10 protein-coding genes are annotated in these 12,823 nt (G+C 60.5%); 6 read left to right on the forward strand and 4 right to left on the reverse strand.

The annotated features are described in order from the left end of the window. Positions 1-25: 25 nt before the first annotated feature. Both NL154_RS20260 and rtcR read right to left on the reverse strand, forming a co-directional pair. Positions 26-1,462 carry a DUF6880 family protein gene (locus NL154_RS20260; RefSeq protein ID WP_434733248.1) on the reverse strand — a complete coding sequence of 479 codons (1,437 nt, stop codon included), beginning with the start codon at positions 1,460-1,462 and terminating at the stop codon, positions 26-28. Between the two features lie 45 nt (positions 1,463-1,507). Further along, entirely contained in the window at positions 1,508-3,154 is a 1,647-nt protein-coding gene (gene rtcR, locus NL154_RS20265; RefSeq protein WP_434734118.1) for an RNA repair transcriptional activator RtcR, read from the reverse strand. Positions 3,155-3,365: 211 nt separating this feature from the next. Between rtcR and NL154_RS20270 the strand changes: the two genes are divergently transcribed. The 3 genes from NL154_RS20270 (at position 3,366) to NL154_RS20280 (ending at position 7,394) form a co-directional block, all read left to right on the forward strand. Then, positions 3,366-4,919, forward strand: a complete 1,554-nt coding sequence (locus NL154_RS20270) for a vWA domain-containing protein (RefSeq protein WP_434733249.1) — start codon at positions 3,366-3,368, stop codon at positions 4,917-4,919. A gap of 586 nt (positions 4,920-5,505) precedes the next feature. Continuing rightward, complete coding sequence (locus tag NL154_RS20275; RefSeq protein WP_434734119.1) at positions 5,506-6,918, forward strand: RtcB family protein; 1,413 nt, start codon at positions 5,506-5,508, stop codon at positions 6,916-6,918. A gap of 221 nt (positions 6,919-7,139) precedes the next feature. Beyond that, entirely contained in the window at positions 7,140-7,394 is a 255-nt protein-coding gene (locus tag NL154_RS20280; protein ID WP_210632664.1) for a DUF2934 domain-containing protein, read from the forward strand. Positions 7,395-7,457: 63 nt separating this feature from the next. Here NL154_RS20280 and NL154_RS20285 read toward each other — a convergent pair whose 3' ends face one another. After that, the gene (locus tag NL154_RS20285) at positions 7,458-8,102 is read right to left on the reverse strand and encodes a ThuA domain-containing protein (protein WP_221146151.1); all 645 of its coding nucleotides are present in this window, start codon (positions 8,100-8,102) and stop codon (positions 7,458-7,460) included. A 245-nt stretch (positions 8,103-8,347) separates the two neighbouring features. On the opposite strand from NL154_RS20285, the gene galE reads away from it, so the two are divergent. Both galE and NL154_RS20295 read left to right on the forward strand, forming a co-directional pair. Next, positions 8,348-9,331, forward strand: coding sequence for a UDP-glucose 4-epimerase GalE (gene galE / locus NL154_RS20290; protein ID WP_434733250.1), 984 nt, complete (start codon positions 8,348-8,350; stop codon positions 9,329-9,331). Then, positions 9,309-10,871, forward strand: coding sequence for an alkaline phosphatase family protein (locus NL154_RS20295; RefSeq protein WP_434733251.1), 1,563 nt, complete (start codon positions 9,309-9,311; stop codon positions 10,869-10,871). The genes galE and NL154_RS20295 overlap by 23 nt, the downstream gene beginning before the upstream one ends. Positions 10,872-10,967: 96 nt before the next feature. Here the strand turns inward: NL154_RS20295 and NL154_RS20300 are convergent, their stop codons facing one another. After that, complete coding sequence (locus NL154_RS20300) at positions 10,968-11,465, reverse strand: DUF1993 domain-containing protein (protein ID WP_221122924.1); 498 nt, start codon at positions 11,463-11,465, stop codon at positions 10,968-10,970. A gap of 365 nt (positions 11,466-11,830) precedes the next feature. On the opposite strand from NL154_RS20300, the gene NL154_RS20305 reads away from it, so the two are divergent. Continuing rightward, complete coding sequence (locus NL154_RS20305; protein WP_210632669.1) at positions 11,831-12,760, forward strand: sugar ABC transporter substrate-binding protein; 930 nt, start codon at positions 11,831-11,833, stop codon at positions 12,758-12,760. Positions 12,761-12,823 lie beyond the last annotated feature (63 nt).

Genomic DNA, 12,823 nt, shown 5'->3' on the forward strand with positions numbered 1-12,823 from the left:
TTCCGTTCGTGAATCGGGTATGCAACTAACGGATCAAGCTCCAGAAACCATGCTTTTTTCCATGTTGACGCTTCAATTCGGCGACGTAGGTGTCATGAGGTCGGGCGCTGCCGAAATCGTCGATATGAGGCGCGAGCGACGCGCATACCGCCAGATGGCGCGCGGCATGCCTGTAGCGGCTGGATCGGCCTTCATCGAGGGCGAAGCCGATCATCGACCGTAGCACCACGGTTGCTGCGAGCGGGAATTTCTCCTGCAGCATCTCGGCCGCTGGTGTCATCAGCTCGTAGAGGTCGCCGTTCAATTCGGCCTGGCGCCCGGATATCAGTTTTGCGGCCTCGGCAGGTGCGGGCCAGGTGAGAAAAAAGGCAAGGGCTCGATGAACGTCCGGAAAGCGGTGTGCAAAGGCGAATGCCTTCTCCTCGGCCTCGATATCGTCGAAGTCGGCGAGCCTTCGCAGGAAAGCGCGAAGGTGCTCGCCATTCAGCGACTGCTCGAAGCATTGCCATTGATAGGACCGCGCTTCTTGCCCCCGCCCCAGGACGTCGAGGGCTTTGACGCGGGCGTGCTGCCATTCAAAAGGCAGTTCGAACCGCTCCCTGTGATCGGCGGCGTCCAAAATCTCCAATGCTTCCTCCGCGCGTCCAGCTAAAAGCAAACGGTCGGCAATCTCGGCTGCGACCATCGGCGCCCTTAACGTCTCTTCCGGCTGCTGGGCGATGAAGGCATCGACATCATTCTGTGCATCGGCAATTTCCTGCAGAGCGATGCGTGCCCTCCGTTGCCGATGATTGGTGTAGATCTCGTCCTTGTAAATCGGCCCCTTGCCGCCCCAGCCGAAAATCTCCCGGTCTGCGTCGGCAGGCTTCTCCTCCGGTTCGTTCGACCATCGCACCAGGAGGCTCTTCAAACGTTCAAGGCCGTCCTTGCCCAGCGCCGGAACCATCTCGGCGATCAGCGGATCATATTGGCCGTAGTCGTTATCCTGCAGCGCAGTAAAGATCCTGTCGGCAAGGACATCGATACCGATACAAGCGGAGCTGGCGATGACGCCGGCATCGGCGCATGCCTGATGGAACGTCTCGATGAACGCGCTGTCGCCGCTGTTGGACCGCGCGAATATCGTGTCGGCGACAGCAAGGAATTGCCAGATAAGATCGAACGCTTCCTTCGGATCGTCGGCAGCGACGACAGTGACGATCGCGGACCGCTGCGTTTCGAGGTCGGCGTTAACAGCCTTCACCTTATGCCATTCGATGACGGTGCGGGCTCGCGCAATGCTGGCGAGACGTTTCCGCACCTCACGGGCCACTTCCGCACCACCATGATTGCCGGCAAGCTCCATTCGAAGCCGCCGTTTGTGGGCGGCGCTGCCGGTGCTGATTTCGATCAGCAGTTCGGCGAGACGCTGCGCACCGAGGGCCTCCAGATTCTTTGCGTTGAGTGTCGTCTTTGCTGCCATGGACCAACTCTATCGTTTCAGCCCGACAGTATCTCAGCGTTCACATCAGTCCAAGGCGCCGAGCGGGGAGGCGTTGCGGTAATCCCGATGCGGTTTCCGTACATCTTCGAATTTCAGTTCAAAGCGCGCCAGATATTTGGCAAGGCGATCGGCGTCGTTGCTGCTCTTCTTTTCCAGGCGCGAATTTGCAAACAGCGCCCGGCCCGCGGCGCTGGCACTGGCATGCTCCCGGCAGGTGCTAAGGACGGCGGCGAGTTGAACGGCGTCGAAACGATCGAGGCGGGCAGTGGCGTCTTCGCCGAGCAGATCGATCAGGATGTCGTCGGAGGATTGGCGTCCCGATGAGCCGCGCCAGGCGGCCTTCAGGCGTCGGATCTCGTCGTCGGCGACCTCCACCGTGATTCGGCCTTGAGGCGCAAGCGTCGCCATGCGCGTTACGGAAGCGGACAAGTCGCGGAAATTCGCGCTCCAGAGGGCCTCCGCGCCGGTAGCAAACGTGAGATAGCGGCTTCGCGCTTCCTTGTTGAAGGTGACGTTCTGCCCTTCACGCTCAAGGAAACGCCGAAGTTCGAAATCAAGATTGGGCTCGATATCCTCCCTGCGCTCGCGCAAGGCCGGCAGCTGGAAAGTCCATAGATTGAGCCGGGCAAAGAGATCCTCGCGGAATCGGCCGCGACGGACGGCGTCGCCGAGATCGCGATTGGTGCCCGCCAGAAGCTGGAAGTCGGCGGAAACTTCGCGGTCCGCACCGACTGGCAGAAAGCGCTTTTCCTCAATCGCCCGCAAGCACATGGCCTGTTCATCGAGGCCCAGTTCACCGATCTCGTCGAGAAAGAGCACGCCCTTGTCCGCCGACTTCAGGAGGCCAGGCCGTTCGCCTGCGGCGCCGGTGAAGGCGCCTTTGACATGGCCGAAAAGCGCCGACATGGCGTGATCCCCGCGCAGCGTTGCGCAGTTAACCTCGACGAAGGGACCGCTGACTTTTCGCTCGGCCTTCTTGAGTTCGTAGATCCGCTTGGCAAGCTGGGATTTTCCTGCGCCGGTCGGGCCGGTCAGCAGGACCGGGGCAGTAGAGCGAATGACAACGCGCTCGATCTCGTCGATCATGCGATTGAAGGCGGGATTTCGCGTCGAAATGCCGGATTTCAGAAACGAGGCGGCGTCGGCCTGTTCGGATGCGAAGCGCTTGGCGATTTCGTCATAGCGCGAGAGATCAAGATCGATGATGCGATGGGTTCCCGCGAAATCCTGTCCCGGCTCGCGCTCGCGCGGCGGAGAAAGCTGCAGCAACCTGCCGGGGATGATGCGCGCTTCGGTCAGGAGGAACCAGCAGATCTGGGCGACATGGGTGCCGGTGGTGATGTTGACGAGATAGTCTTCGGCCTCGGGATCGAAACTGTAGTCCCGGGCAAAATCCCTGAGGCTCGTATAGACTTCGGAAAAGTCCCAGGGGTCGCGCAGATTGATGATGCGCTGGCGAACCTCCGTCGCGGGCGAAATCGTCTCGATATCCCTGATTACGGTCTTGGCCAGCCAGTCGGAATGGTTGTCGTGGATCAGTTCCAGCCGATCGATGAAAAGACCGGCCTGTTGGCAAAGGCCGACGTTCGGCCGCCAGCGCGTCCATCGGTCTTCACGCCGGCCCACGTCGAGGGTCGTTCCAAGAATGCTGATGGCGACCCGGCGCTTCACCATTTATCCAAAATTATAAAGCCGTAGATAATCAGATAGACTATTCCGCTTTCTCGAACTTGGCAATTTGCAGGGCAGAAATTCTCTGCTAATTTTTTACTATTAAAAATCAAATCTTTATGACCGCATTCGCGGAGGCTTGTCGCGGATTTTAGAAACTGGCACGCCACTTGAATTGTATTCGGCAGAACCAAATCAAAGAGGTGCTGCCATGGTGAACAAGGCAATCTTCAAACCCTATTTCGGAAAGCTGCTCGCCGGCACGACGACGACCAACCACGAAGGCGCAGCAGCCTATGCCCTGTCGCCGCGCGAAGCCCTGGCGCAATATGCCGTTACCGGAACGTTCAGCGACACTTTCTATGCAGATGCAGGAGAGCAGCTCGATGCCGTGAGGCAGCTTGCGGCGGAGGTCGAGCCAGAATTCCTGGCAAAGCTTGCGATCCATGCGGCGGAGAAAGGCCACATGAAGGACATGCCGGTCATGCTGCTGGCTATGCTTTCGAGCCTCGAAAGCGATGCCTTTGCGCGGGCTTTTCCGCGTGTCGTGAAGAGCGGCAAGATGCTGCGCGGCTTCGTGCAGTTCATGCGGTCGGGTGTGACGGGCCGGAAATCGCTCGGGACGCGGCCGAAGAAGATGGTGCAGGCCTGGTTCGACCGGGTAACTACGGAACAGTTCCTGCATGCGATGGTCGGCAATGATCCGTCGCTGCCTGATGTGATCCGGATGGTACATCCAAAGCCGCGAGACGCGGAGCGTCAGGCGCTCTACGCATGGGCAGTCGGCAAGCCGTATGATGTCGCAGCATTGCCGGCTGAGGTAAAAGCGTTCGAAGCGTTCAAGCGGGATAGCAGCTTGCCGCTGCCGCCCGTGCCGTTCCAGATGCTGACCTCGCTGGGTCTCAGCAAGGAGCAGTGGTCGGAAATCGCCTTGAAGGGCTCGTGGCAGATGGTGCGCCAGAACCTCAACACCTTTGCCCGAAACGGGGTGTTCGAGGTGGATGGCATGGCCGAACGGCTTGCTGCGCGGATCGCCGATCCGGAAGCGGTGCGGAAGGCGCGCGTCTTCCCCTACCAGTTGATGGTCGCGTGGCATATGGCGAACCAGTCGGTTCCGGCTGTCGTTGCGGATGCTCTGCAGGATGCGATGGAGGTGGCAATCTCCAGCGTGCCGACGATCGGCGGCAATGTCGTGGTCTGCCCGGATGTCTCCGGCTCCATGTCGTCCCCCGTCACCGGTTACCGGAAGGGCGCGACATCAGCCGTCCGCTGCATCGATGTCGCAGCACTCGTGGCTGCGTCGTTCCTGCGCCGCAACCGGCAGACGCGTATCATCCCCTTCGAACAGGACGTCGTGAACGTCCAGCTGAACGGGCGCGACAGCGTGATGACCAACGCGGCGAAGCTCGCGGCGGTGGGCGGCGGCGGAACGAACTGTTCTGCACCGCTGCGGCTGCTCGCAAAGGAGAAGGCGGCGGTGGACCTCGTGCTCTTCGTCTCGGACAACCAGTCCTGGATGGATGCGCGGGGGCACGGCCAGGCGACAGGGATGATGGTCGAATGGGCGCGGCTCAAGAGGCTGAACCCGGCTGCAAAGCTGGTCTGCCTCGACATCCAGCCTTACGTCCAGACGCCGGCCAAGGCAGAGGACGTGCTGAACATCGGCGGCTTCTCGGATGGCGTCTACGGAGCCATCACCAGTTTCGCAGCCGGCAAGTCCGGTTCGGGCGATTGGGTTCGCAGGATCGAGGCGACTGATCTTTGAAAAAGCTTCGCGCCGCCAGTGAACGGCGCGAGGCACCGTGATGAATGCCGGATGGAACTACAGACTGTCACTCTCCAGGTCGCGGGTTCGAATCCCGTCGGGTCCCCCAAAAAACAAGGACTCGTAGCTCAGCGGATAGAGCGGGTGTTCCACCATATCTCGTCGTCGCGGACCAATGGAATGACGTACAAAACATATGGCGAATGCCGGGGAAACTACATCGGTAACCCGAAAGGGCGCGGGTTCAAGGCCCGCCTTGCCGCCCGAATCCGAGAGGGAGGAGGATGCGCAAGATGTTTCCTCAAGACTTGTCGCCATGACCGAAATTGCAGCGGCGAATGCCGGACGGAACTACAGCCTCCGTGTTGAGGTGGCCCGACCGGTTCGACTCCGGTCCTTGGCGGCGCTCTCTGGCACGGGCGGGGCCACGCAGGTTTCGTCCACCTTTGTCGCCGCTGCAAAAATATCCGGTGAACGCCGGCACGACGACAGGAAAGAAGGTCTCCGGGAAATCGTCGCCCAGGCGAGACCCGAAACGCAACGAAGAAGAAGGACTGCAGACGCAGAAGAGAAGATGACCGAGATCATGAGCGGACAGGATCTGATCGACGCAGGCATGAGCCAGGGCAAGTGGTTTCGCCCGGCTCTCGACGCGGCCAACAGGATTTTGAGCCAAGGCGGTTCGGCCGCAGAGGCCCTCGAAGCGGCAAGGGCCTTTCAACCGGCGCCGACGCTCGCCTTGAGGGCGGATAACGATATCGAGATCTATTCCAATATCCGCGCCGATAACCCCTTCGAGCAGGACAATGTCGAGAAGGTCAACGCGACGATGCGGGCGCTTGCACGCACGCCGGTCATCCGGGCTGCGGCAATCATGCCGGATGCTTGCCCGGCCGGGCCGATCGGCACCATTCCGGTTGGCGGCGTCGTGGCATCGGAGGCGATCCATCCGGGCATGCACTCGGCTGACATCTGCTGCTCCATGGCGATCTCGATCTTCCCGGACGTCGATCCGAAATCGCTTCTCGATGCGGTGCATGCAGTGACGCATTTCGGTCCCGGGGGCCGCCCGCGCGGTGCGCAGATCAAGCCTTCCGAAGCGACGCTATCTGCCTTCCAGCAGAACCCGTTTCTGCGCGACGGAGCGCTGAGCGTCGGCATCGAACATTTCGGCACGCAGGGCGACGGCAACCACTTCGCCTATGTCGGAACGATGAGATCGACCGGCGAGACCGCACTCGTCACCCATCATGGGTCGCGTGCGCCGGGTGCCCGGCTCTACGACAACGGCATGAAGGCCGCGAACCGCTTCCGCGAGCAGATCTCGCCGGAAACCCTGCGGGACAATGCATGGATTCCCGCCGACACCGAAGAGGGCGACCTCTACTGGTCGGCTCTGCAGACCATCCGGCAGTGGACGAGGGAAAACCACTATATCGTCCATGACATGGCGGCAGAGGCACTCTCGGCGAAGGTGGCCGATCGTTTCTGGAACGAGCACAATTTCGTTTTCCGGAAATCGGACGGCCTCTTCTATCACGGCAAGGGAGCGACGCCGGCCTTCGACAAATGGGCCGAGGATGCGACCGATCTGACGATCATTCCGCTCAACATGGCGGAACCGATCCTGATCGTCCGCGGCTCCAACGCCGCCCATGGCCTCGGATTCTCGCCGCATGGCGCCGGCCGTAATTTTTCGCGCAGCGCCCATATGCGGCGCCTGGCGGAAGAATATGGCGCCGATGCCCGCGGCCTGAGCCCGAACAATCTGGCGGAGATCCTGGAAAAGGAGACCGCGGGCCTGGACGTTCGCTTCTTCTCGGGCTTTGCCGACGCCTCGGAACTGCCGAGTGCCTACAAGTCCGCCGCCAACGTGCGTGCCCAGATCGAGCATTACGGTCTGGCCGAGGTGGTCGACGAGGTCATTCCGTATGGAAGCATCATGGCCGGCGACTGGCAGAAGGATGCACCCTGGCGTCGCAAACGGGAACGTCGCTGATTGCCTCCGACAATGCTGCGGCCTTTGCCGTATCGGCAAGGGCCGCAGCAATATGTGGGGGCGATTCCGTCGTCGATTCATATTACTTTATCAGGACCTAAGTATTGGCATTTCCTCGTATTATCTAAAAAATAACGCTGCGTCGTAACGACTCCTAAAGCCGGGTTTGGCACCTTGTCGACTATCGTTATTTGCTTCCAATTTTTCGGCCGGGGTTTGTTATGAGTCACAATAGGGACGTCTGGGTCAGCCAGCGCGCTTATTCGCTGTGGGAATCGGAAGGCAGGCCGGATGGGCGTGGGGAAAGCCACTGGGCGCAAGCGCTCAAGGAATTCGAGCAACTGGAATTGACGAAGGCATCGCCCGATGGGAACGATCTCATCGAGAAGCTGAAGGCGGCCGGGCGGCTGATGCGGGTCTGTGATGGGGCGGTCGCCGCGGTCGAGAACGACCTGCAGCTGAAAGCGGCGCGTTAAAATCTTTTCCTGTCAAATTGAAGCACTCACCCCGCCCGAGTGCAGCGATGTGTCGTCCTGATACTATTGGCGGGCAGCCCAGCCGAGGCCGCGCCGCAGGATGAGCGGCATATAGGGATGGTCGAACTCGGCGGCGACATGGCCGAGAGCGGAATAGAAGATGCGGCCGGCGCCGAAATGGCGTTTGAAGACGACGGGCATCACCACATTGCGCGCCGCCGGATCGTAGGCGCCGGTGAAAGTGGTGGTCGCAAGGATTTCGACCGTCGGATCATAATGCAGATAATATTGCTCCGAACGGTAGTCGAAGTCAGGAATGCCCTCCATGACAGGATCGTCCTGGCGGGTGACGGCGACACGGAAATCGATGATGTTGCCGGGATGGGCGACCCAGGTGACGCCGGAGACGTAGCGGAAAGGCGCGCTTTCCTTGAAGGAGGTGGCGAGCGAGCCGTGATGGCCGGCGAGTCCGAGACCTCCACGTACGGCCTCGACCAGGGCGCTAGCATGGGGCTTTTCCAGCGTTCCGCCGGTGATGATGGGCACCAGCAGATCCGCCTTGGCCAGGGTCGGAGACCCGAATATCCCGAGATCGCCGGTCACCTCCACGGCAAAATCGTCCTCGCGCAGGAGATCGGCGACGATATGGGCGCATTGTTCCGGCTCGTGGCCCGGCCAGCCGCCCCAGACGATCAATGCCTTCCTCATTCCCGTTCTCCCTGGCTGATTGCTGCGGATCGGTGATCATCGCCCGATGATACAAGCCGCTTAAATCGGGCGGTCGTGCAAATCACGCGAATAATTGATCGACTTCGCCGTTTCGGCCAAATCGCAAACCGCCGGTTTCGGCATTTGACGTATTGTCAGCTCCTGCTAATCGCAGTTCCTTCTTTTTATTGACGTCTATCTCGTCTAGGTTTCTTCCATCTCTCACTGATCATTAAGGGTGGTGCATGGCAGGTGAAACGGTTCTTGTGGTCGGCGGCGCCGGTTATATCGGCTCGCATACGTGCCTCGACCTGGCGAACAAGGGCTATAGGCCTGTCGTCTTCGATAATTTTTCAAACGGCCATCGCGAGTTCGTCAAATGGGGGCCGGCGGAAGAGGGCGACATTCGCGATCGTGCCCGGCTGGACGAGGTGATGGCCAAGCACAAGCCGGCGGCCATCCTCCACTTCGCCGCGCTGATCGAGGTCGGGGAATCGGTCAAGGATCCTGTTTCCTTCTATGAAAACAACGTCATTGGCACTTTGACGCTGCTTTCGGCGGCGCAGGCGGCCGGCATCAATGCCTTCGTCTTCTCCTCCACCTGCGCCACCTATGGACTGCCGCAGAGCGTGCCGCTCGACGAGACGCACCGGCAGGTGCCGATCAATCCCTATGGTCGAACCAAATATATCGTCGAACAGGCGCTTGCCGATTACGACCAGTACAAGGGCCTGCGCTCAGTGGTGCTTCGTTATTTCAATGCGGCCGGTGCTGATTTCGAAGGTCGGATCGGCGAATGGCACCAGCCGGAAACCCATGCGATTCCCTTGGCGATCGACGCCGCACTCGGTCGTCGCCAGGGTTTCAAGGTGTTCGGCAGCGACTACGAGACGCGCGATGGCACCTGCGTGCGCGACTACATCCATGTGCTGGATCTTGCCGATGCGCATGTGCGCGCCGTCGAATATCTGCTGAGGGGCGGCGATTCCGTCGCACTCAACCTCGGCACCGGCACGGGCACGACGGTCAGGGAATTGCTGGGCGCGATCGAGGACGTGTCGAACCGGCCCTTCCCGGTCGAATATATCGGCCGGCGCGAAGGGGATTCGCATACGCTGGTCGCCAACAACGACAAGGCGCGCGACGTGCTCGGCTGGGTGCCGCAGTATGATCTGTCCGAGATCATCCGTTCCGCCTGGAATTGGCATGCAAAATCCAACCAGCATTGAGCCAAAAAGCCTTGAGAAGCTCCGCCGGCCCAATGTTCTCCTGATCACCGCGGACCAATGGCGTGGCGACTGCCTGTCGGCGGTCGGTCATGCTTGTGTGAAAACACCTCACATCGATGCACTGGCGCGCGAAGGCACGCTCTTCCGGCAGCATTATGCCGGGGCAGCCCCCTGCTCGCCGGCCCGGGCCACGGTCTATACCGGCCTTTATCAGATGAACCATCGGGTCTGCCGCAATGGTTCGCCGCTCGACGCTCGCTTCGACAATCTGGCGCTGGCGGCCCGGCGGGCGGGATACGACCCGACGCTGTTCGGTTATACCGACACGGCGCCCGATCCACGCGGCATGGATGCGGCTGACCCGCATCTGACCACCTATGAAGGCGTGTTGCCGGGTTTTACCGCTCGCCAACTCCTGCCCGAACATGAGCGGCAATGGCTCTCATGGCTCAGGTCACGTGGCCATTTGAATGCCGTCAGCCGCGACATCCATATCCCCGTCGGTGCTGATGCCGGCGAAATTTCCGATGCGGCGCCAGCCTACTCCAGCGATGAGACCCAGACCGCCTTCCTGGCCGACGAGTTCATTCGCTGGATGGGCGAACAGGACCGGCCGTGGTTTGCGCATGTCTCTTTCCTGCGCCCGCACCCGCCATTTTCCGTGCCGGCGCCGTTCAACCGGATGTACAAGCCGGATGACGGACCGGCCTTTGCGCGGGCGGAAAATCGCGAAGCAGAACAGCGGGCTCATCCCTATCTCGCCTATGCCATGCAGCTCTCCGACAAGGGCAGCTTCATTCACGGGGCGCAGGGGCCGCTCAGCGCCTGGAGCGGCGAGGACTTGGCGGCGATCCGGGCGATTTATTACGGGATGATCTCAGAGGTCGATGCGCAGCTCGGCAGGGTCTGGCAAGCGCTGAAGGATGCAGGCGCCTGGGACGATACACTGATCATCTTCACCTCGGACCATGCGGAGATGGCGGGAGATCATTGGACGCTCGGCAAGGGCGGCTTCTTCGATGGCAGCTATCATATCCCGCTGATAATCCGCGATCCCGCAAACGTTGCGGCCGGCAGGATCGTTGACGATTTCACCGGCGCTGCGGATATTTTTCCCACGCTTTGCGAAAGGCTCGGCATCGAGGCAAAGAACGGGCTCGACGGCCGGTCGCTGATGCCGTTCATCATGGGCGGGCGCTCGGAAGGCTGGCGCGATGCGATATTCTGGGAATTCGATTTCCGCGACATTGCCAAAGGTGAGGCAGAACGGCATTTCGGGCTGAGGCCGAACCAATGCAATCTCGCCGTGGTCCGCGACGATCGGTTCAAATATGTGCATTTTGCCGCACTGCCGCCGCTGCTCTTCAATCTCAGCGATGATCCGATGGAACTCGACGACGTCGCGGCGGATCCGGCCTATGCGGCGATCCGACTTCAATATGCCGAGAAGTTGCTCTCGCTGAGAGCGCGGCATCTCGATCAGACGCTTGCCTATACCGAGCTGACGGAAAAGGGGCCGGTGACGCATCGACCCCGGTAGGGCATTTCCGTCTTCTTCGAATGACCGCAACGCCCGGTTATTTTTACGCAATCCCAGCAAGATCCGCTGTGCGCCTTTGCTGGAATTTGCCTTGAATCAACCGAGATAGTCGCGCTTGCCGATCGGTGCGCCCTGGTTGCGCAGGATGGCGTGGGCGGTGGCGACGTGAAAGTAGAAGTTCGGCAGGGCGAAGGTGGTGATATATTCGTCACCCGGCAGTACGATGCCGCTCTTGCCCGGCAGCGTGATCTGGCGGCTTTCCGCGCCCTCCAGCGCTTGCGCAGAAAAGGTGGCGAGATAGGTCTCGGTCTTTGCCAGGCGCTCGCGCAACTGCTCGATCGTCGTCTCGTTATCTTCGAACTTCGGCGCTTCGGTTGCGGTCAGGCGAGCGAGCGTGAACTTGGCGCTGTCGCTGGCCCGCTGATATTGGCCGGCGAGCGACAGCATGTCGGGCGCAAGCCGAGCGGAGACGAGTATGGCGGGATCGATATTCTTTTCCTTCGCATAGGCTTCAGCCTTGTCGAGATAGGTCTTCAGGCTGGCGAGGCCGCGCTGGAACATCGGAACGGTAAGGCGATAGATCGAAATGGACATCAGTCCTGTCTCCAAAATCTTCAATGGGCGGCCGCGGCGGATGTCGAAGGGCCTGCAGCTGTGAGCCTGTCTTCGACTTCCCATAGATGGAGGCTGCCCACTTCGTGCGCAATGCCGCCGAACGCGTGTGCCGCGCAATTCCCATGCATTGCCCCATCAATATCCCGAGTGCCGCTAAAGAGAGGCTTGACGTCGTTCCCAGAAAATGGAATGAATATTCCGCATAACAAATTTTACGGTTTGTTTGTTCCGTTTTCGGAACGCCGCGGGAGAGGCGGCGCAGCAAATTGCGGCTTCAGGGCAGATGCCCGGAGCTCCGGCGTGAGGAGGGTGTAGCCGGGCACCGCTTTGTGGAGGAAGTAAAAATGAAAAAGTTTATCCTGGGCACTGCGATGGCGCTCGTCATGTCGACGGCCGCCCACGCGGAGACGGTTGGCGTGTCGATGGCGAAGTTCGACGACAACTTCCTGACCGTTCTGCGCAACGGTATGACCGATTATGCCAAAACGCTTGATGGCGTCACGCTGCAGGTCGAAGACGCGCAGAACGACGTTTCCAAGCAGCAGAGCCAGATCCAGAATTTCATCGCCTCCAAGGTCGATGCAATCATCGTCAACCCTGTCGATACCGATGCGACGACGGCGATGTCGAAGCTTGCGGCTGATGCCGGCATTCCGCTGGTTTACGTCAACCGCCAGCCGGTCAACGTCGACACGCTTCCGGAAAAGCAGGCCTTCGTCGCTTCCAACGAGCAGGAATCCGGCACGCTGGAAACCAAGGAAATCTGCCGCATTCTCGGTGGTAAGGGCAAGGCCGTCGTCATCATGGGCGAGCTTTCCAACCAAGCTGCCCGCATGCGCACCCAGGATGTCCACGACGTCATCAAGACCGATGAATGCAAGGGCCTTGAGATCGTCGAAGAGCAGACGGCCAATTGGGACCGTACCCAGGGCGCCGACCTGATGACCAACTGGCTCTCGAGCGGCATCGAGTTCGACGCGGTGATCTCCAACAACGACGAAATGGCGATCGGCGCCATCCAGGCGCTGAAGGCAGCCGGCAAGGATATGAGCAAGGTCGTTATCGGCGGTGTCGACGCCACCCAGGACGCGCTTGCCGCCATGCAGGCAGGTGACCTCGATGTGACCGTGTTCCAGGACGCGGCCGGCCAGGGCAAGGGCGCGCTCGATACGGCGCTCAAGATTGCCAAGGGCGAAAAGACCGAGAAGAAGGTCTACATTCCCTTCCAGCTCGTCACGCCCGAGAACGTCAAGGACTTCGTCACCAAGAACTGAGGTAAGTGCCAAGCGGGATGCGGGCTCTGCCCGCATCCTTTCAGCCTGTCCGTATCCGGAGGA

This window comes from Rhizobium sp. YTUHZ044, from assembly GCF_051123975.1.
Classification (GTDB): Bacteria; Pseudomonadota; Alphaproteobacteria; order Rhizobiales; family Rhizobiaceae; genus Rhizobium.

Excerpts from the sequence above, each read along its gene's own strand:
- NL154_RS20260 (WP_434733248.1), bottom strand. The coding sequence starts at position 1,462 with ATGGCAGCAAAGACGACACTCAACGCAAAGAATCTGGAGGCCCTCGGT.
- NL154_RS20270 (WP_434733249.1), top strand. The coding sequence starts at position 3,366 with ATGGTGAACAAGGCAATCTTCAAACCCTATTTCGGAAAGCTGCTCGCC.
- NL154_RS20275 (WP_434734119.1), top strand. The coding sequence starts at position 5,506 with ATGAGCGGACAGGATCTGATCGACGCAGGCATGAGCCAGGGCAAGTGG.
- NL154_RS20280 (WP_210632664.1), top strand. The coding sequence starts at position 7,140 with ATGAGTCACAATAGGGACGTCTGGGTCAGCCAGCGCGCTTATTCGCTG.
- NL154_RS20285 (WP_221146151.1), bottom strand. The coding sequence starts at position 8,102 with ATGAGGAAGGCATTGATCGTCTGGGGCGGCTGGCCGGGCCACGAGCCG.
- galE (WP_434733250.1), top strand. The coding sequence starts at position 8,348 with ATGGCAGGTGAAACGGTTCTTGTGGTCGGCGGCGCCGGTTATATCGGC.
- NL154_RS20295 (WP_434733251.1), top strand. The coding sequence starts at position 9,309 with ATGCAAAATCCAACCAGCATTGAGCCAAAAAGCCTTGAGAAGCTCCGC.
- NL154_RS20300 (WP_221122924.1), bottom strand. The coding sequence starts at position 11,465 with ATGTCCATTTCGATCTATCGCCTTACCGTTCCGATGTTCCAGCGCGGC.
- NL154_RS20305 (WP_210632669.1), top strand. The coding sequence starts at position 11,831 with ATGAAAAAGTTTATCCTGGGCACTGCGATGGCGCTCGTCATGTCGACG.